Origin of the sequence: Pseudarthrobacter sp. CC12, from assembly GCF_039907755.1 — a bacterium.
Classification (GTDB): Bacteria; Actinomycetota; Actinomycetes; order Actinomycetales; family Micrococcaceae; genus Arthrobacter; species Arthrobacter niigatensis.
Window position 1 is genome coordinate 22,534 of sequence record NZ_JARDJH010000026.1, and the last position, 18,150, is coordinate 40,683.

Below are 18,150 nucleotides of genomic sequence, written 5' to 3' on the forward strand. Positions count from 1 at the left end.
TGGATTACTCCCGGTGCACGGGCAATTGCCTTAGGCCACCGAGCCTGACTCGAGGGCCGCACGCAGCTCGCGGACCGCCGTCGTTCCTCCTGCGATGAACCACTCCAGCCCGTTGACGTGGACGGTGTCCACGGCCCCGCCGGCCGCAAGGATGATCGCCTTGCCCGGCAGCCAGTCCCATTCCGGGCAGCTGTGCTGGAACCAGCACCCCAGCTGCCCGTCGGCTACCCGGCCCAGGTCGCAGGAACCGGATCCGAGCATGCGGAGGGATGCGGCGGAGGTTGCCGCAGCGTGCCACGGCATGGCGCACATGGGGTCCATCAACCAGGTGGGGTGGATGTAGGTGGCGGCACCAAGTTCGGCAACGCTGGTGGTGTTGCGCCTGCCTCTGTCCGCCGTGAATGTCGTCAGCAGATCGCCGTTGATCGTCGCCTGCCGGTCGTGCCCGCCAAGCCACAGCTTGTCCTCTTCAGGCTGGAAGACGGCGCCCAGGAGCACATCGCGGTGGTCCTTGAGTGCGATGGCGGAGCACCAGTAGGTGGAGCCGTGCAGGAAGTTGTAGGTGCCGTCCACGGGGTCGATCACCCAGGTGCGTCCGCTGGTTCCCTGGACGGAGGCGCCTTCCTCGCCCAGGATGCCGTCCTCCGGCCGGCAGCGCTGGAGCTGTTCCAGCACGTAAGCCTCGGCGGCGCGGTCCGCCGCGGTCACCACATCGGAGACGGAGGTCTTCTGTTCAGACTGCAGGCCGGCCATGCGCATGAGGAGCGCCAGCTGTCCGGCTTCACGGACCAGCGCCGAGGCCAGTTCGTAGTCGTCCAATGAGGGGTCAAGAACAGCTGCGCTGTGTCGGCCAGTGGTCATGGGTTCAGTTTATGGGGCGGGATAATGGTGGCATGGCCAAAACCCCTGCCCAGCGGATCAAGAAGCACGGCGCCAACGCGGCGGTGCCGCAACATCACCTGCCACCGGTGGTCAACCCCACCACTGCGCGCACGCCGGAAAAGGCGCAGGGCAACAGCAACCTGATCGTCATTGCCGGCGTGGTGGCCAGCCTGTTCCTGTTCTGGTACCTGCACCTGCTGACCCTGTCCCAGCTCACCCAGCTCTCCCAGGAAATGGCCATGCCTGATTCGTTGGTTGGTGGTTTTGACCCCGGCTACATCGGCCGGCTGCAGGGGGTCATGAACAGCGACGCCCTGGGCCAGCTGAACTATGTCCACAAGACCGCGGGCACCCTCTTCCCGCTGATCTTCGGGTTCACCTGGCTGCTGCTCATTGGGACCAACGTGGCGCGGAAGGCGGTGCGCTGGGCGCTCTGGGCTTTGCCCATGCTGTTCGTCGTGGTGCGGCTGTGGGGCAACGTGGCCATCGACGCCATGATGGGCACGGAAGGTCCCGACGCCGGCCAGGTGGCCCTGGCATCCGGCCTCACCATTGCAGGCTGGGTCCTTCTGGTGCTGAGCCTCCTGGCCGGGGCCGCGGCGGTGTTCCTCAACAGCAGGAAGAGGAAAGAGCCCTAAACGGCAGTTGCCTTTGCGGCAGCTGCCTCCGCCCGCCGCTGCATCCGGTGCCGATGCACCCGCTGGGCGATGACCAGCCCCGCTGCGGCCATCCCCACCGTGACCGGATAACCCATCAGCCGCTCCAAAGTGCCAGGCTCGGGAACCCCCATGCGGGTCAGTCCACCCGTGGCCGTGGCCGCCAGCGACACGCCTCCGCACACCAGCAGGAACCACGCCATCCCGGTCTTCCGAAGCCACAGGACGCCCAGCACCAGCAATGCCAGCCCGCCGGAGATGAAATATGTGATGGCGCCGGCGTAGTGCCAGGGTGAGCCCGTATCCTCCGGGACCAGCCCCACCACCACGGTTCCCGCCCCGGCGGCTCCGGTGAGCAGCCGGACTGCGGAGGCCGCAAGCCAGGGCTCCCGGCGCCGCCAGTCCACCCGCGTGCCAGGCCGCGCGGCCACGCGCAGCAGGCCCGAGGTCAGCAGTACCGCCCCCACCAGCAGCCCCAGGCCCTGGACCACGAACGAGGCATTCATGAGCCAGTTCAGGGGCGAGCAGACATCCCGTCCGGAATAGATGCCGCAGTGGAGCGCCCCCAGGTCGCTGATGTACCCCGTCCGCAGGTCGTACGGGCGGGGTCCCGCCCACGCCATGGCCACGGCAGCCTCGGCGGCGAAATACTGCAGCACGCTCAACACCGCCCACGCCCCGATGTACTGCCGGGTGGACGCCACGTTCGGGGTGACGGCAGTGGCGGGAGTGGCAGTGGGTGCTCGACTCATGCCTTGAGCGTAGTACGGCCCGGCACCTTGTATGCTTGTAACCGTGTCCGGACGGACCGGCCCCGCCGGCCCCCGGGTGCGCGCCCTCGTAGCTCAGTGGATAGAGCACGGCTCTCCTAAAGCCGGTGTCGTTGGTTCGATTCCAATCGAGGGCACTTGAACTCTCCTTCCCCGGAGCCAAGCCTCCGCGCCTACCTCCTGGGCCGCCGCCCAACAAGCCAGCCGGGGCAGCCGGGCCGCTGGCTGGTGGAGCGGGACCTCCTGGACAGGTCGGACGGCACCCGCGGGACCTTTTCCGGCGTCGCGATTTTCACCCCCACGGACGACGGCGGCCTGGCCCTTCGCGAGGAAGGCACCATGCGGTGGCCTACTTTCACGGGCCCCGCCTCGCGCGAGTACGTCCTGAAACCCCTGCCGCAGCCCGATGCGCTGGACGTATTCTTTCCCGACGGCAGGCCGTTCCACCGTATGGGCTTCGCCCCCGGTACCAGCCAGGACAGCCACTGGTGCGATCCCGACACCTACCGTGTTTCCTACACACGCCAGGGCCCGGACGCCTTCAGTTACAGCTGGGACGTGACCGGTCCCCGCAAGGATCTGCTGCTCGTCTCGCGCCTGGCAAGGATCACCGCATGAAGGATCGGATCGTGGTCTCCGCTGTCTGCGTGTTTGATGACGCCGGGCGCCTCCTGACCGTTCGGAAGCGCGGGACCGGCATGTTCATGCATCCCGGAGGCAAGCCGGAGCCGGGCGAAACCGCTGTGCAGGCAGCTGCGAGGGAACTCGCCGAGGAAGTCGGGATCGTGGTCCGACCGCAGGAGCTTGAACTGATGGGGGTGTGGATCGCCGACGCCGCGAACGAGGCCGCCACCGACATCGAAGCTACCGTCTTCATCGCCCCGGGCACATGGCAGGCCACGCCCGCCGCTGAAATCGCGGAGATCCGCTGGCTGGACATCAGCGCCCCGTCGGGCGAGGCCCTCCCCCACGACCTCGCGCCGCTGCTGACGGACCACATCCTGCCCCTGCTGGCGGCGCGGGCAGTCTGAGAACCGGCGGGAGACCAGGAACCGCTAGAACTCGGGGACCGACTCCTGCGCCACAGCCGTGGCCTCGGCAAACTGTGTCCGGTACAGCTCGGCGTAGCGGCCGTCCGCCGCCAGCAGTTCGGTGTGGGTTCCCCGTTCCACGATTTGGCCGCCTTCCACCACCAGGATGGCGTCCGCCGCGCGCACGGTGGAGAGCCGGTGCGCAATCACGACGGCGGTCCGGCCCTCGAGCGCGGCGCCCAGGGCTGCCTGCACGGCGGCTTCGTTCGTGGAGTCCAGTGCAGCAGTGGCCTCATCGAGGATGACGACCCGGGGTTGGGCGATCAGGAGCCGGGCGATGGTCAGGCGCTGGCGTTCGCCGCCGGAAAGCCGGTACCCGCGCTCCCCCACCACGGTCTCCAGGCCGTCCGGCAGGGACCTGATCATGGTCTCGAGGCGTGCCTGGCGCAGGACGTCCCACATGTCTTCGTCCGTGGCGTCGGGCCGGGCCAGCCGGAGGTTGGAGGCGATGGTTTCGTGGAACAGGTGGCCGTCCTGGGTGACCATGCCCAGGGTGTCCCGCAGCGAATCGAAGGTGGCGTCCCGGACGTCCAGCCCCGTCCCCGGCGCGGTGCCGCCAAGACGCACGGCGCCCGAATCGACGTCGTAAAGGCGCGACAGCAACTGGGCGATGGTGGACTTTCCGGCCCCGGAGGAGCCCACCAGGGCCACGGTCTGTCCTGGTTCCACCCGGAAGCTGACGCCGTGCAGCACTTCCTCGCCGCCCCGGGTGTCAAGGGTGGAGACTTCCTCCAGGGAGGCCAGGGAGACCTTGTCCGCCGAGGGGTAGGCGAAGCGGACGTTGTCGAACTCCACGGACACGGGGCCGGCCGGAACGGGCACGGCGTCCGGTTTCTGCTGGATGAGCGGCTTCAGGTCCAGGATCTCAAAGACCCGTTCAAAACTGACCAGTGCGCTCATGACTTCAACGCGGGCGTTGGACAGCGCCGTGAGCGGGGCATAGAGCCGCGTCAGCAGCAGCGCCAGGACCACTACGTCCCCGGGCGCAAGCTGGCCGCCCAGGGCGAGCCAGCCGCCCAGTCCATAGACCAGCGCCAGCGCGAGCGCTGACACCAGCGTCAGGGCCGTGACGAACGTGAACTGCAGCATGGCCATGCGGACACCGATATCGCGGACGCGTCCCGCGCGGGCAGCGAACTCGCGGGATTCCTCATCCGGGCGGCCGAACAGCTTCACCAGCGTGGCGCCGGGCGCGGAGAACCGCTCCGTCATCTGGGTGCCCATGGCGGCGTTGTGCGCAGCGGCTTCGCGGCGCAGGTCCGCCAGTTTGGAACCCATGCGGCGGGCCGGGATCAGGAAGATCGGCAGCAGGACCATGGCGAGCACGGTGACCAGCCAGGACTTGTTGAGCATCACGACCAGGGTCAGGGCCAGAGCCACGGAGTTGCTCACCACGCCGGAGAGCGTGCCGGCAAAGGCGGACTGCGCTCCGATGACGTCGTTGTTGAGGCGGCTGACCAATGCTCCTGTCCGGGTGCGGGTGAAGAAGGCAATGGGCATGCGCTGCACGTGGTCGAACACCCGGGTGCGCAGGTCCACGATGACGCCTTCGCCGATGGTCGAGGACAGCCAGCGGGTCAGCAGCCCCACCCCGGCTTCGCCCACGGCCACGATGGCGATCAGCACGGCCAGCCAGATCACGGTGCCGGCATCCGTCTTGGCGATGATGGCGTCAACCACCTGGCCGGCGAGCACCGGGGTGGCGACGGCCAGGAAGGCCGCTGCGATGGAGGAGAGCACGAAGGCGATGAGCTTGCCCTTGTGCGGAGCGGCGAAGGCCAGCACCCGCTTCAGGGTCTCCTTTGAGAACGGCTTGGAGCCGCTCTTGGCGGTGCTGATGTTGTAGAGCGAGCTCCACGCAACGCGGTCCATGCTCATGGTTATTTCTCCTGGCTTGCAGTGTGGTGGAGCTCCTGGACCGTGCCGTTTTCCAGGTGCCACCGGTAGTCGAGTCGGACATTTTCGAGCAGCCGGCGGTCATGGGTGACCAGCAGCAGCGCTCCGTCGTAGCTTTCAAGGGCCTCTTCCAGCTGCTCGATGGCGGGCAGGTCGAGGTGGTTGGTGGGTTCGTCAAGCACCAGCAGGTTCACGCCGCGCGCCTGGAGCAGGGCCAGGGCTGCCCGCGTCCGCTCCCCCGGCGAGAGGGAATCCACGGTCCGCGACGTGTGGTCCGCCTTGAGGCCGAACTTGGCCAGAAGGGTGCGGACGTCGGCGCTGTTCCAGTCGGCCAGTACGGCTTCGACGGCGTCGCCCAGCGGCTGGGCACCGTCAAGCAGGCCGCGGGCCTGGTCGATTTCGCCGACGGCGACGGTGGCACCCAGGGAGGCGTCGCCGTCGTCCGGTGCCTGGGTTCCCAGCAGGAGGCGCAGCAGGGTGGACTTCCCGGCGCCGTTCGGGCCCGTGATCCCGATCCGCTCACCGCCATTGAGCTGGAGGTTTACGGGTCCCAGTGTGAAGCTGCCCTGGCGTGCCACGGCGTTGCGCAGGGTGGCGACGACGGCGCTGGAGCGCGGCGCCTGCCCAATGCTGAACTGCAGCTGCCATTCCTTCCGGGGCTCCTCCACCACGTCCAGCCTGGCGATGCGTGATTCCATCTGCCGGACTTTTTGGGCCTGTTTCTCGGAGGACTCGGTGCTCGCGGCGCGCCGGATCTTGTCGTTGTCAGGGTTCTTCTTCATGGCGTTCCGGACGCCCTGCGAACTCCACTCACGCTGGGTCCGGGCCCGGGATACCAGGTCTGCCTTGGTGGCGGCGAAGTCCTCGTACTTCTCGCGGGCGTGCCGCCGCGCCACGGCGCGCTCCTCGAGGAAGGCGTCGTAGCCGCCGTCGTAGACTGCCACGCTGTTCTGGGCCAGGTCCAGCTCAACCACGCGCGTCACACAGCGGGCCAGGAACTCACGGTCATGGCTGACCAGCACCACCCCGCCGCGCAATCCCGTCACAAAGTTTTCGAGCGTGGCCAGCCCGGCGAGGTCCAGGTCATTCGTGGGCTCGTCCAGCAGCACCACGTCGAAACGGCTCAGCAGCAGGGCTGCGAGCGCCACCCGCGCCGCCTGGCCGCCGGAAAGCCCGGTCATCAGCGCTTCGGGACCAGCGTCCAGGCCCAGCTCCGCAAGCACGGCAGGGATGCGGTCATCCAGGTCGGCGGCGCCGGAGGCCATCCAGCGGTCAAAGGCCCGGGCGTACGCATCATCTGCCCCGGGGGCACCGGAGCCAAGGCCCTCGGCGGTGGACTCCATCTCGTGGGTGGCTTCGGCGCAGCCGGTCCGGCGGGCGATGTACCCTGCCACCGTTTCGCCGGGAACACGTTCGTGTTCCTGGGGCAGCCAGCCGACGAAGGCATCGGCCGGGGCAAGGCTGACGGAGCCTTCCTGCGGTTGGTCAACACCGGCCAGGAGGCGCAGCAGCGTGGACTTCCCGGCGCCGTTGGCGCCCACGACCCCGACGACGTCGCCGGGGGCTACGGTCAGGGAGAGCCCGGAAAAAAGGGTGCGGTGGCCGTGGCCGCCGGAAATGTCCTTGGCGACAAGCGTTGCAGTCATGGTGGTCCTTTCGCCGCTGCCCGGACAGCCGTTGACGGCCGGCAGAGGCGGCACAAACAGGCCGCGGCGCCGCTGGGGCTGCAGGACATAGAAGAACCCGCTGGTCCGGACTTGGGGGGTGTACGGACCAACGGGCTCGACCATCAACTATAGACGACTGTGAGCCGCGGACAAAATCAGCGGCACGGAGCGTCCGGCGGGGCACGGTAAAATCGTCAGCACCACCCGTTCTGCAGAGAGCCGTCCATGACCCTTTCCGCCAAGGCGTTCCAGCGCTGGCTGCAAGGCATCGCACCGGATGCCAGCACTGCCGACGTCTGCCGGGTCTCAGGAATCAAGCGGACCACCCTCGCCCAGCAGCTGGTCCGGGGCAAGGTCTCCGTCACCACCGTGGTCAGCATCAGCCGGGCCTACAAGATCAACCCGGTATCCGCGCTGGCCGGGTTCGATGCCTACAGTGCCCTGGCGGGCCCACCGCGTCCGCCCACCAGGAACGAACTGGTAAGCCAGATTTCCAGCGCTGACCTTCTCCGGGCGCTCCTCTCGCGGCCGGCCATGGACGCCCCCCGCGGAGCAGCCGCCCCTGCCCTCAGCCCGGCCCCGCACGCGACCTCCGTAAAGAACTGGGTGGATGCCATTGACGACGGCGAGGTCCGGCACCGCGTGTCCGCCGCCACCGGGGTGGCCCCGCAAAACTACTCCGCGCAGTTGACCGCCAACCGGCTGTCGCCCGAGCTCGCCATGGCCACCGCAGCTGCCGCGGGGGTTGGACCGGCCGGCGGACTGGTCGCTACGGGAATCATCACAGAGGAGGAGGCGGGCTGGCCCCCGGGAGCCCGGCAGGCTGCCCTGGCCAGCCTCTCTGACGGAGAACTCACCGTGCTTGCCGGGGACAGGCTCCAGGCACTGGGCAAAGTATTGCGCCGCCAGGAGCAGGACCAGGCGCAGACAGAAAAGATTTGGGAGAACCTGGGATGATCGAGACCCTTCAATGGACCACGCTGGCCGTCTGCGCATTCGTTGCAGCGGCCCGCATTCCCAGCACCCTCCGCGGTGAGAACCGGTCGCTGTTCGGCATCTTTGCCATGATGACCCTCGCCATCCTGTTGAGCATCCAGGGCCCCTATCTGGTGATTGACCAGGCGCTGGGGGGAATCAACCTGGCCAACCTGCTGCTCCGGTTCGTGATCTTCGCCGCCATCTATTTCATGGGCATCCGCATTTCCCGTGGGTTTGGTGCAAAGAGCGCACACCGGCTCATTACGGGGCGGGCCGGCGCTGTGGTCCTGCTGGTCATCTCAGCAGTCATGGTGGCTCTCTTCTTCTCCATGGACACCGCCGGTTCGTCGGCCGGGCTAAGCGCGATCTCCGGCAAGGATGCCCGCCATTTCTCCCTGGTTGAGTACTACGGTGCAGCGGGCCGGGCCTATCCCGCGTACGTTGCCCTGGCCTTGGTTCCGTCTTTGGCGCGGGCGGCCCGGGAGCGGCTCCCGGTCCTGGTAAGGATCGGAGCCGGCCTGCTTGCCCTGGGTGGAGTGGCAGTTGCCCTCACGCTGTTCTTCCCTCTGATCCCGCCGGCCCTCGGCCACATTGAGTTCATCATCAACTACACGGCGGTGCTGTGCTTCGTAGTTGGCCTGGCCCTAATTTGGGCCGCCCGGGTGGTAAATGGACGAAGCGGGGCCCGCCAAAAGACATCTACCGAAACGTAACCTGCCCCCGCTTTCACAAAATCATTAGAGTGTGACACAATCATGAATGTGTGAAGGCGGGGCTGTCCCAGTGTTTTCGAACGGGGATAAATTCCAAAACGCCGGCAGCTCCGGGGGCCTTTGCACACATTGGGGGGATGAGTGGTGGCGGATCGTTGGGGACCGCCCCCACTCAGCCTGTTTAAGGCCCCCAACCTGCCTCCAGCCCGGGCAAGGAACTCCTACTTCCGGGCAAACCTCAACGTGACGAGCTGGAAAGGCCGGAGCTGAAGCACGGCCCCGTTGTCGCAGGGTTCCACCCCGGGGGCTTCGGCAGGTCGCTCCAGAAGGTCCGTGGGCACAACCTCCCGCACCGGGAAGTTTGCCGTAATGTTCCCCGCCGAACGCTGTCCCAGTGACTCATACAGCCGGACCACTACGTCGCCGGAACCGTCCTGCGCCAGTTTCACGGCTTCGATGACCAGGGCAGGATTGCTGACGGAGAAAAGCGGCTCCACTCCGTGGGCGCCGGTGACCAGCCGGGGTGCCAGGTTTGTCCGGTACCCTTCCTGGACGGCATCGGCAATGCCGGCACCCGGGCGGATGGCCACGGTCAACTCGTGACGTCCCCGGTCTGCGTCGGGGTCGGGGAACTTGGGCGCCCGCAGCAGGGACAGCCGCACCGTGGTGGTGGTTCCGCCGTCGGACTCCCTGATGCTCCTTCCCACGTCATGGCCGTAAGTGGCTGAGTTGGACACGGCGACGCCGTAGCCGGGTTCACCCACATGGATCCACCGGTGGGCGCAGATTTCGAACTTTGCTGCCTCCCACGACGTGTTGGTGTGCGTGGGCCGGAAGACGTGGCCGAACTGCGTTTCGGCAGCCGACCGGTCCGCCCGCACATCCAGGGCGAAGCCGAGCTTCAGCAGCTTTTCGCGTTCCTGCCAGTCCACGGAGGTCGTGATCTCCAGGGACGCACTGCCGGGGGCAAGCGTGATGCGCTGGGTCAGCGGCGAGGTCCCGGCCAATCGCTGCACCACCACGACGGCGCTGCCGCCTCCGCCGTCAAGCCGGACCGATTCTGCGTGGACCAGTGGGGTGACGTTGCGCCGGTAGAACTCATCGATGTCCCATGCGTCCCATTCGTTGGGGGTGTCACGGTGCAGTTCGAGCAGGTTGCCGCGCTGGCCGGGGGCGATCGCTTCGCGGCCGCTGGCATGGTCGCGCAGGGAGGAAAGCAGCCCGTCCGCATCCACCACGGCCCGGATAACACCATTGTCCAAAACGTAGCCGCCGTCATGCGGTGTTGCCCGTACTGGTTCCGGGCTCAACGCCGGTTCGGCCGCCCCCAGCGCGGGGACCCCATCCCTGGAATGCGGTGCGGCGTTCAACAGGAACTGGCGGCTGCCGGTGCCCAGCATCGCGGCGGCGGCGCGGCTGATCAACGCCTCAAGGGCGCTCTCAACAGCCTGGTAATTCCGCTCGGCGTCCTGGTGGACCCAGGCAATGGAGCTGCCGGGAAGGATGTCGTGGAACTGCTGGAGCAGCACCAGTTGCCAGAGGCGCTGAAGCTCGGCGCCCGGATAGTCGTAGGCACCGCCGCCGCGGACGGCAGCCGTGGCGCACCACAATTCGGCTTCGCGCAGGAGGTGCTCGCTGCGCCGGTTGCCCTTCTTTGTCTGTGCCTGGCTGGTGTAGGTGCCGCGGTGGAGTTCCAAGTACATCTCGCCCACCCAGACCGGCAGTGCGGAGTAGTCTTCCTCGGCCTGCCGGAAGAAGCTTTCCGCGGATCCGACCCGGACCTTTGGAGAGCCTTCCAGGTCCGCCGTGCGTGCAGCTGCGGCGAGCATTTCGCGGGTGGGCCCGCCGCCGCCGTCGCCATACCCGAACGGGACCAGCGATACGGTGCCGCGGCCATGGTCCCGATAGTTGCGCTCGGCGTGCGCCAGGTCCCGGGCGCTGAGATCCGAGTTGTAGGTGTCCACCGGCGGGAAGTGGGTAAACAGCCGGGTGCCGTCGATCCCCTCCCAGTTGAACGTGTGGTGGGGCATCCTGTTGGTCTGGTTCCAGGAAATCTTCTGCGTGAGGAACCAGCGGCTGCCGGCGGACTTCACGATCTGGGGAAGGGCAGCGCTGTAGCCGAACGAATCCGGCAGCCACGCTTCCCTGCACTCAATGCCAAACTCGGCAAGAAAGAAGCCCTTGCCCTCCACGAACTGCCGGGCCATGGCTTCGCCGCCGGGCATGTTGGTGTCCGATTCCACCCACATGCCGCCGACCGGGACGAATTGTCCCGCGCGTACCTTTTCCCGGATCCGGCTGAAGAGGTCCGGGTACAGCTCCTTGATCCAGGCGAGCTGCTGCGCGGAGGAGCAGGAGAAGACAAAATTCGGGTCTTCATCCATCAGGGCCACCACGTTGGAGAAGGTCCGGGCGCATTTGCGGATGGTTTCACGGACCGGCCAGAGCCAGGCAGAGTCGATGTGGGCGTGCCCGGTGGCAACCAGTTGGTGGGCGGAGGCGTAGGCGGGCCTGGTCAGGACGTCGGCGAGCGCCCGGCGCCCGGCTGCCGCGGTCCCGGCAACGTCCTCCGGGTCCATCACGTCCATCATGTGTTCGAGGGCGCGGAGGATCTCGTGGCGGCGCGGGAGCTCCAGGGGAAGCTGCTCCATAAGGCCGGCGAGGGTCCAGACGTCCTGCTGGAGTTCCCACACGGTCTGGTTCAGCTCGGCGATGGCGATGGTTCCCAGCCGGTACTGCGGGGCGTCTCCTGCGGTCGCCTTGTCCCCCAAAGGGGTAGCGGCAAAGGTCCAGCCCTGCGCCATGTCCGGGTTGGCGGCCGCCTCCACGTAAAAGTCCACGGCCATGCCGCTGCCCAGCCGCTTGAGCGGGATGTACTGGTTGCGGGGTGAGATGGCCTTGATGATGCTGCCATCCGACCGCCAGGCGATTCCCTCGCACTGGAACCCGGGGGCTTCGGTGGTGAATCCCAGGTCCACCACCACCTCCACGGCGGTGTCAGGGCTGCCGCCCCAGGATTCGGGCACTTCCCCCTGCAGCCGCAGCCAGGTGGTGCCCCACGGCCGTCCCCAGGGGGCGCCGTGCTCCTGCGGCTGGAAGTCCTGCCGCATCGCTTCAAGCGCCGGGACCGGCTCACCGCGCACTTCCCAGCTGCTCAGGGTAAGCGGGACCGTCCTGCTGTAAACGGCAGGGGCAATGCGCTCCCGCACAAACCTCGCCAGGCGGACTTCCGTGATCCTGCGGTCGTCATGCAATATAGGTCCTCTTTAGGCTGGAGACTGGATCATCGAGTCCATTCGATGGACAAATCTACCTGTTGGCGGCACTGCGTCCAACCCCCTGGGCTGGTGGTGTGGGACGGGCCAAGGCGTTACCCGCGCTAAGGCCTTGGCACGGCGGGCTGGGGCCCGAGGACCCTGGAGTTCCCGGCGTAGATATTGAAACTGCTGCCCCGGCTGAACCCTGCCAGGGTCAGCCCGTTGGCTTCTGCCAGTTCCACGGCAAGGCTCGATGGCGCACTCACCGCGGCCAGGACGGGGATTCCGGCAAGCGAGGCTTTCTGTACCAGTTCGAAGGACGCCCTGCCGGACACCTGGAGGACAGTCCCCGCCAACGGCAGGAGGCCTTCACGCAGTGCCCAGCCCACCACTTTGTCCACGGCGTTGTGGCGCCCTACGTCCTCGCGCAGGCACAGGAGCCGGGGGACGCCGTCGTCGTCGATCCTGAACAGGCCCGCCGCGTGTACGCCGCCGGTATCGTCGAAGACGCGCTGGGACTCCCGCAACAGGTCGGGCAGGGAGGCCAGGACCCTGGCATCCACGGTCAGCGGGTCCGCCTGGGGACTGTGGTGCGAGGACTTCTGGACGGCCTCGATGGAATCCGTTCCGCAGATGCCGCAGGAGCTGGACGTATAGACCCGGCGGCCCGTGTCCGGGAGCGGGACGTCCGGCCGCAGTTGGGCCTCCACCACGTTGAATGTCTGGACGCCGTTTTCGTCCTCGCCGGCGCAGAACCGGAGCGACACCAGCTGCTCTGGCGCCCAGATGACGCCCTCGGACACCAGGAAGCCGGCCACCAGGTCGAAGTCATCGCCGGGGGTGCGCATGGTTACGGAATAGGACAGGCCGCCGAGCCGGATTTCCAGCGGTTCCTCCACGGCGAGGACGTCTTCACGGTGGCGGACCGGGTACTCCAGGGCACTCGGGGAACCATCCAGGACATACTTGTGCACCTTCCGGCGCTGGGTTACCCGTCCCATATTCCACCCTGCTTGTTCATTACTCCATCATGGCACCAACAAAGCCTGCACTGTCCCAGGGAGCGCCTTCCACGGGCACCGGCCCTGACGTGCGTCAGCCCAGGAGCGCACTCCAGTCGACGGGCCCGCTGGCTGCCGGTTTGGTCTTGGGCTGGCCCGTGCGGGCGCCCGTTCGGGGCTTGGCTTTGGCATCACTTTCACCGGGCCGCGGGATGGGCGTCCCCCACGGCAGCGCGAAGGCAGGCACCAGCTCACCCAGCTGCACCCCGTGCGGCGGCACCACCAGTACGCCGTCCGCGGCTGCCAGCCCACGCATCATGCCGGGCCCCGTGTGCTGCGCCGGGGATGCCATGCCATACAGCAGCCGGAAGGGCATCAGCCGGGTACGGCCGGGGTCGGGCTCGATCATCGTTCCGCACGGCACGTCTTCCACCGGCGGCATGGGATGGTGCCCCAGGGCAGCCAGCAACGGGGCACCCACGGTGGAGAGGGCCATCATTGCCGCCAGCGGGTTGCCGGGAAGTCCCAGGACAAAACGGCCGTCGGGAAGTTCGGCGAGGACCGCGGGGTGTCCCGGCCGCATTGCCACGCCGTCGATGATGAGCCGGCCGCCGAGTTCGGCCACTGCCCGGCGGAGGTGGTCCGTTCCGGAGCGTCCGGTACCCCCGGTGGTGATGACGACGTCGGCAGGCAGGTCCGGCGCGCCGGGCACCTCTGGCAGCACGTCTTCGAGCGCCGCCAGCCATTCGGTGTACGAGTCGCCGATCCGCTGCTGGCCGGCGGCGATGCCGCCCAGCATTGCCACGACGTCAGGCAGCTGCGGGCCGAAGGTATCGCGTACCTGGCCGGGGGCGGGCGTGCCCTGTTCCACCACCTCTGATCCGGTCAGGACCAGGCGGACCACGGGCTTACCCTGGACCGGGACTTCGTCGTAGCCTGCCAGGGCGGCAAGGGCCAGGTGTGCGGGGTTGAGCGATACCCCGGCCTTGACCAGGGCGTCCCCTTCGAGGGCTTCCTCCCCGGCTTTCCGGATGTGCTCTCCCGCGCGGGGCTCGCCCGGACGCGCCTTGCCGCCGGTCATCAGGACGGGCAGCCCCTCGTCATCCTGCCCCAGGACCGCGTTCTCGCTGCGAAGCACCGCCTTTGCACCGGGCGGGATGAGGCCACCGGTGGCAATGGGGCTGGCCTGGTGCGGCGCCAGCCGGCTACCGGCCTCCACCGGGATCCACGGGCCGCTTCCATTGACTGCCCAGCCGTCCATGGCTGAGGAGGCGTAATGGGGCATGTCCTGGAGGGCAACGATGTCCCGGTCGAGCTTGCGGCCAAGGGCTATCCGCAGGGCAACGGGGCCTGGCGGAATGGGGGTTGCTGCATCGAAGGCAGCCTGCCGGGCTTCCTGCCAGGTGTGCGCTGCCTGGTGATGGTCAGCAGGCGTGTGTTCAGTTTCGCCCCTGCGCGCCTGCGGCTCTGCTCCCGGCGGCGCGTCAGGACCGTGATGGGGTTCTGCGGTCATTCGCCGGGAGTCCCGGCGGCTTCAGCGTCGTAGTCGGCCGCCAGCGAACGGGCCACGGCCAGTGCCGCGTCCATCGATGCCGCATCCATCTCCCTGCCGGGTGCGGCAGCCAGTCCGGCGGCGAAGCCTGCGATGAAGGTAGTCAGCGGTGCGGCGGGCCGCACAACAGAGTGGGCGGCCACGCCTGCAAGCGCCAGCACGGCGTTGATATCCACCTGGACGTCCTCAAGTTTGTACGCCTGGAGGAGCGCCCTGCACCACTCTTCCAGTGTCTCGTCCTGGCTTTTCACGACTTGCCTCCCACGTTGTCTCCGGCTGTGCGCCGGACTTTCCCATGCGTGCTGGTTCCCGGCGGCAACACCCAGCGCGGCAGCATCGTCCCAGGTATCCACATCGGCGGTGGACCCGGCGGGGACTGTGACAAGCTGCACGTCCAGACTAGCAAGGAGCGCCCTGACCGAGCCGTTGACCAGGGCGTTGCGTGAAGCCAAGTCAGCGCAGGACCTTTTTAACCCAGCCGTGCTGTAGAAACCTGCCAACGGCTGGGTCCTGCCGTCCTCGGAACGGGCCACCACCCCACCTGGGCGGACGCCGGGATCGGACTGCAGCAATGCGTCCCGCAGCACTGCCACCGCCTGGGCGGCCAACGGCATGTCGCAGGCCAGCACCAGGGAGTAGGGGGCCCCTCCCCCGTTCCTCGCCAGGGTATCCAGGCCTGCGGCAATCGCAGCCGCCGGACCAGCAAAGGGCGGCTCCTCCCGGCATGCAAGCAGGTTGGCAGGGCGGACCGACAGTGGCAGCGGGTGGCCCTCCCCGGATTCACCCGGCAGGACTCCCGCATCGCCGACAACCACGGTCAGCCGGGCACCGGCCGCCGCGGCAACGGCGCGCTCCAGGAGGGTTTGGCCGTGGAAAACCAACGACTGCTTGGGCACGCCGCCCAGGCGCGATGATCGTCCCCCGGCAAGGATCAGGGCATCAAAAGCCAAGCTGTTCTTGTGCACTTCCCCAGCCTAGCGACCGGCACCCTTTCCGGCGCCGGGAGGCGCCGGGAAACTGTCAGGCAGCGCGCTCCGGCAGCAGGAACGGATCCCATGCGGGGGTCGGCTTCTCCAGTTCCTTGATCTGCCAGATCGTCCCGTGCGGCGGCTCGGGAACAAACCGAAGGGTCCACCCCATCTCGGCGGGAGTGTGGTCGCCCTTGACGTTGTTGCACCGCAGGCAGGCGGCCACCAGGTTCTCCCACGAATCGGCACCTCCACGCGACTTTGGGTGAACGTGGTCGATTGTGTGCGCAGCCTTGCCGCAGTAGGCACATTTGTGACCGTCCCGCCGGAGTACGCCCCTGCGGCTGACGGCCGTTGAGTGGTTGTACCTGGGCCGGATGTAACGGTTGAGGAGGATCACGGACGGGCGGCCCAGGACGTCGGTGGGCCCCACCACCGGGTCGTCCCCTTCGGCCACGACGCTTGCCTTGCCCGTGAGCACAAGCACCAGCGCCCGGCGGAAAGTGATAACCGCCAGCGGTTCATATCCAGCATTCAGAACGAGAGTGCGCATGCACTTACCTCTTCACGGCCGCACCCGTCAGGGGCACGAGGGCCGGCTGCCCTCGGCATGTCCGGGCTATGGATCGACATCACAAGAGTAAACAAAGAAGTGCAGAATCAGGTAATCGCCGCCCCGGAGGCCCCTTCCGTCACCATGCCAGGGAAAAGGCGGGGACGCCGGCGGCAAAGCCCTTAAGCGCAAAGGACCCCCGCCTTGCTGGCGGGGGTCCTCTGGCAAGCAGCACGCGGGCCGGCGTTGGTTAAGGCCGGCACAGGAATGCCTAACGTACGCGGATGGCTACCGGTCCGGAGCCAACATTGGCGCTGAAGACCACGGTGTCGTTGCCATTGAAGCCGCCGTGGACGGCCATGCCGTTACCGGCGTAAACGGCAATGTGGGCCATGCCGCCGCCACCGTCGGCGTAGTACAGCAGGTCGCCGGGCTGGGCCTGGGACATGGGCACGGTGTCACCCAGCGACAGGTAGCCTGCCGGCCAGTCGTGGAAATGGATGCCGACGGCAGCCAGTGCGTTGGTCACCAGCATGGTGCAGTCCTGGTGCACGCCGAGCTGGGCGTATGCGGCGGAAAGGATGGCTGCTCCCTTCCCGCTTGCGGAAACCTGGGCGGCGGGAGCAGCCGGAGCAGCGGCGGTAACAACCTTGACCGTGGCCTTGGCAGCAGCAACAGGCTGCGCCACAGGCGCGGGAGCAGCTTCCTGCACCTGGACCTGGGGCTCGGGCTCGACGACGGGAGCCGGCGTGGTGGTGACAGCAGGCTTCTCGTAGCTGATGGCAATGGTGGAAGCCGCGGAAATCGGGGCGTCGACGGCCGATTCAACTTCGAGCTGGGACGCCGGAGCGGAATCGCGCTTGACGTTGGCGTCGGCAGCGTTCGCTGCGAGCCCGCTGGTCAGGACCAGGCCGGAAGCCGCGGCGATAACAGCAGCCTGGCGGCCCATGCCACCGGCGTTGTCGCTGACAGCTTTGGCAATGATGGCGATCGAGTTGGTTTTGGTGACCTCGGCGCGGTGCCGTGCGGTAGCACGAGTCGTCATGAGTTCTCTCTTTCGTTTTTCCTTCGGACCGCGTGTAGGCAGGCAAAGGGGGCTGGACGCGCCGGCATCTTGGGGGTAAGCCGGCGCATCCCGAACGGGGATCTGGTTTCTAGCGGAAAAGCTGTGGGCAAAGAAATAGCCCTTGGAGCGCTAAGCCCAAGAACTACTTGTTGAGGTGGTAGTACGACGAGGTACCGGTGGCTGCGGGCGAGTGCAGCAGCGTGCCCTGGGAGGGGTTGAGCGCGCTGATCATCATGCCGTTGCCGACGTAGATACCCACGTGCGCGCCGCCGTTCTGGACAACGAGGTCGCCCGCCTGCGGGGTGGAGGTCGGGGTCATGATGTTCCACGCGTTGGTGCGCGGGATGCTGATCCCGGCCTGTGCGTAGACCCACTGGACGAACCCGGAGCAGTCCCAGCCGGTGACCGGGCTGGTGCCGCCCCATACATAGGAGTGGCCGATGCCGGTGTAGGCGATGGCTGCAATGCCGGAGGTTGCGGCGGAGACAGTCTCGGCAGCCTTGGCGGCGGGAGCGGCGTCCTGGCCAGCGGTGGCGGCGCGTTCGGCCGGCGCGGTGGACTGGGGACGTACCGCCTCCACCTTCGGAGCGGCGGTGGTCTTGACGACCGGGCGCTCGAAGGAAACCGTGGCCGTGGGGGCGGCCGTGACGGCCAGTGCCGTCTGTGCCGAGCCGGACTCGGTGGATGCAGAGACACCGGCGGTGGTGTCAGCTGCGTTTGCTGGCAGGCCCATGCTCAGGATCAGGCCCGATGCGGCTGCCACTACGGCAGCCTGGCGGCCTACGGTCCCGGCATTTGCACTCACGGCCTTGGACACGGCGTCCAAGGGGCTGGTGCGAACCGTTTGCGCACGGTGGCGCGCAGAATGATGCCGTGAAGACACGAAGGTAGCCTCTCCCAATGCCTGCGAGGTGAGCTGTCGGATTCGGATGGGAGTCACCCGGCCACGCAGCTTCCTGGGAAGCTGGTGACTTAACCCCAAGGCCTTCTGGAGAGAAGGCCAAAATTGGTTCCCCCGCCCCTGCCAGACGATGAAATGCGAACGGACCTTGAGCGGTGGCAGAGTTAGGCAATCCACTCAAGAGCGTCAACTTCGGAAA

The 18,150-nt window shown here is 67.5% G+C and carries 16 protein-coding genes, 1 tRNA gene and 1 riboswitch; of the genes, 6 read left to right on the forward strand and 11 right to left on the reverse strand.

From position 1 onward, the window contains the following. Positions 1 to 30: 30 nt before the first annotated feature. Positions 31 to 861, reverse strand: a complete 831-nt coding sequence (locus PV772_RS16380; protein ID WP_347886840.1) for an inositol monophosphatase family protein — start codon at positions 859 to 861, stop codon at positions 31 to 33. A gap of 32 nt (positions 862 to 893) precedes the next feature. Between PV772_RS16380 and PV772_RS16385 the strand changes: the two genes are divergently transcribed. After that, positions 894 to 1,520 carry a hypothetical protein gene (locus PV772_RS16385; protein WP_141158022.1) on the forward strand — a complete coding sequence of 209 codons (627 nt, stop codon included), beginning with the start codon at positions 894 to 896 and terminating at the stop codon, positions 1,518 to 1,520. Here PV772_RS16385 and PV772_RS16390 read toward each other — a convergent pair. Then, positions 1,517 to 2,290, reverse strand: coding sequence for a DUF998 domain-containing protein (locus PV772_RS16390; protein WP_347886841.1), 774 nt, complete (start codon positions 2,288 to 2,290; stop codon positions 1,517 to 1,519). The two genes, PV772_RS16385 and PV772_RS16390, sit on opposite strands and share 4 nt — an antisense overlap. A gap of 82 nt (positions 2,291 to 2,372) precedes the next feature. Between PV772_RS16390 and PV772_RS16395 the strand changes: the two genes are divergently transcribed. The 3 genes from PV772_RS16395 (at position 2,373) to PV772_RS16405 (ending at position 3,339) form a co-directional block, all read left to right on the forward strand. After that, positions 2,373 to 2,445, forward strand: a tRNA-Arg gene (locus PV772_RS16395). Position 2,446: 1 nt separating this feature from the next. Next, a complete protein-coding gene (locus tag PV772_RS16400) occupies positions 2,447 to 2,926 on the forward strand; it encodes a DUF6314 family protein (RefSeq protein WP_347886842.1) in 480 nt (159 codons plus the stop codon). Further along, entirely contained in the window at positions 2,923 to 3,339 is a 417-nt protein-coding gene (locus tag PV772_RS16405; protein WP_347886843.1) for an NUDIX domain-containing protein, read from the forward strand. The genes PV772_RS16400 and PV772_RS16405 overlap by 4 nt, the downstream gene beginning before the upstream one ends. 24 nt (positions 3,340 to 3,363) lie before the next feature. Here the strand turns inward: PV772_RS16405 and PV772_RS16410 are convergent, their stop codons facing one another. Together PV772_RS16410 and PV772_RS16415 are read right to left on the reverse strand one after the other, a co-directional pair. Beyond that, positions 3,364 to 5,277, reverse strand: coding sequence for an ABC transporter ATP-binding protein (locus PV772_RS16410; protein ID WP_307360821.1), 1,914 nt, complete (start codon positions 5,275 to 5,277; stop codon positions 3,364 to 3,366). 2 nt (positions 5,278 to 5,279) lie between these two features. Then, positions 5,280 to 6,941: an ABC-F family ATP-binding cassette domain-containing protein gene (locus PV772_RS16415; protein ID WP_141180824.1), complete on the reverse strand. Its 1,662-nt coding sequence runs from the start codon at positions 6,939 to 6,941 to the stop codon at positions 5,280 to 5,282. Positions 6,942 to 7,187: 246 nt separating this feature from the next. On the opposite strand from PV772_RS16415, the gene PV772_RS16420 reads away from it, so the two are divergent. Together PV772_RS16420 and PV772_RS16425 are read left to right on the forward strand one after the other, a co-directional pair. Next, positions 7,188 to 7,919 (forward strand): hypothetical protein, encoded by a 732-nt coding sequence (locus tag PV772_RS16420; protein ID WP_307360818.1) that lies wholly within the window; start codon positions 7,188 to 7,190, stop codon positions 7,917 to 7,919. Next, positions 7,916 to 8,653 carry a hypothetical protein gene (locus tag PV772_RS16425; RefSeq protein ID WP_347886844.1) on the forward strand — a complete coding sequence of 246 codons (738 nt, stop codon included), beginning with the start codon at positions 7,916 to 7,918 and terminating at the stop codon, positions 8,651 to 8,653. Before PV772_RS16420 ends, PV772_RS16425 begins: the two co-directional genes overlap by 4 nt. Positions 8,654 to 8,874: 221 nt before the next feature. Here the strand turns inward: PV772_RS16425 and PV772_RS16430 are convergent, their stop codons facing one another. The 7 genes from PV772_RS16430 to PV772_RS16460 all read right to left on the reverse strand — a co-directional run bounded on the left by PV772_RS16430 (position 8,875) and on the right by PV772_RS16460 (position 17,867). Further along, positions 8,875 to 11,907 carry a glycoside hydrolase family 38 C-terminal domain-containing protein gene (locus tag PV772_RS16430; protein WP_347886845.1) on the reverse strand — a complete coding sequence of 1,011 codons (3,033 nt, stop codon included), beginning with the start codon at positions 11,905 to 11,907 and terminating at the stop codon, positions 8,875 to 8,877. Positions 11,908 to 12,032: 125 nt separating this feature from the next. Further along, positions 12,033 to 12,911 (reverse strand): formate dehydrogenase accessory sulfurtransferase FdhD, encoded by an 879-nt coding sequence (fdhD, locus tag PV772_RS16435; RefSeq protein ID WP_347886846.1) that lies wholly within the window; start codon positions 12,909 to 12,911, stop codon positions 12,033 to 12,035. Positions 12,912 to 13,005: 94 nt separating this feature from the next. Beyond that, on the reverse strand, positions 13,006 to 14,424 hold the full coding sequence (locus tag PV772_RS16440) for a molybdopterin molybdotransferase MoeA (RefSeq protein ID WP_347886847.1): 1,419 nt from the start codon (positions 14,422 to 14,424) through the stop codon (positions 13,006 to 13,008). Beyond that, a complete protein-coding gene (locus PV772_RS16445) occupies positions 14,421 to 15,428 on the reverse strand; it encodes an NTP transferase domain-containing protein (RefSeq protein WP_246857358.1) in 1,008 nt (335 codons plus the stop codon). The genes PV772_RS16440 and PV772_RS16445 overlap by 4 nt, the downstream gene beginning before the upstream one ends. 55 nt (positions 15,429 to 15,483) lie before the next feature. Next, the gene (locus tag PV772_RS16450) at positions 15,484 to 15,984 is read right to left on the reverse strand and encodes an HNH endonuclease (RefSeq protein ID WP_056331149.1); all 501 of its coding nucleotides are present in this window, start codon (positions 15,982 to 15,984) and stop codon (positions 15,484 to 15,486) included. A 271-nt stretch (positions 15,985 to 16,255) separates the two neighbouring features. Further along, complete coding sequence (locus tag PV772_RS16455) at positions 16,256 to 17,029, reverse strand: NlpC/P60 family protein (RefSeq protein WP_347886848.1); 774 nt, start codon at positions 17,027 to 17,029, stop codon at positions 16,256 to 16,258. 163 nt (positions 17,030 to 17,192) lie between these two features. Next, on the reverse strand, positions 17,193 to 17,867 hold the full coding sequence (locus tag PV772_RS16460) for a C40 family peptidase (protein WP_307360963.1): 675 nt from the start codon (positions 17,865 to 17,867) through the stop codon (positions 17,193 to 17,195). A gap of 70 nt (positions 17,868 to 17,937) precedes the next feature. Beyond that, a riboswitch (cyclic di-AMP (ydaO/yuaA leader) is annotated at positions 17,938 to 18,132 on the reverse strand. Positions 18,133 to 18,150 lie beyond the last annotated feature (18 nt).

Excerpts from the sequence above, each read along its gene's own strand:
- PV772_RS16380 (WP_347886840.1), bottom strand. The coding sequence starts at position 861 with ATGACCACTGGCCGACACAGCGCAGCTGTTCTTGACCCCTCATTGGAC.
- PV772_RS16385 (WP_141158022.1), top strand. The coding sequence starts at position 894 with ATGGCCAAAACCCCTGCCCAGCGGATCAAGAAGCACGGCGCCAACGCG.
- PV772_RS16390 (WP_347886841.1), bottom strand. The coding sequence starts at position 2,290 with ATGAGTCGAGCACCCACTGCCACTCCCGCCACTGCCGTCACCCCGAAC.
- PV772_RS16405 (WP_347886843.1), top strand. The coding sequence starts at position 2,923 with ATGAAGGATCGGATCGTGGTCTCCGCTGTCTGCGTGTTTGATGACGCC.
- PV772_RS16410 (WP_307360821.1), bottom strand. The coding sequence starts at position 5,277 with ATGAGCATGGACCGCGTTGCGTGGAGCTCGCTCTACAACATCAGCACC.
- PV772_RS16415 (WP_141180824.1), bottom strand. The coding sequence starts at position 6,941 with ATGACTGCAACGCTTGTCGCCAAGGACATTTCCGGCGGCCACGGCCAC.
- PV772_RS16420 (WP_307360818.1), top strand. The coding sequence starts at position 7,188 with ATGACCCTTTCCGCCAAGGCGTTCCAGCGCTGGCTGCAAGGCATCGCA.
- PV772_RS16425 (WP_347886844.1), top strand. The coding sequence starts at position 7,916 with ATGATCGAGACCCTTCAATGGACCACGCTGGCCGTCTGCGCATTCGTT.
- fdhD (WP_347886846.1), bottom strand. The coding sequence starts at position 12,911 with ATGGGACGGGTAACCCAGCGCCGGAAGGTGCACAAGTATGTCCTGGAT.
- PV772_RS16440 (WP_347886847.1), bottom strand. The coding sequence starts at position 14,424 with ATGACCGCAGAACCCCATCACGGTCCTGACGCGCCGCCGGGAGCAGAG.
- PV772_RS16450 (WP_056331149.1), bottom strand. The coding sequence starts at position 15,984 with ATGCGCACTCTCGTTCTGAATGCTGGATATGAACCGCTGGCGGTTATC.
- PV772_RS16455 (WP_347886848.1), bottom strand. The coding sequence starts at position 17,029 with ATGACGACTCGTGCTACCGCACGGCACCGCGCCGAGGTCACCAAAACC.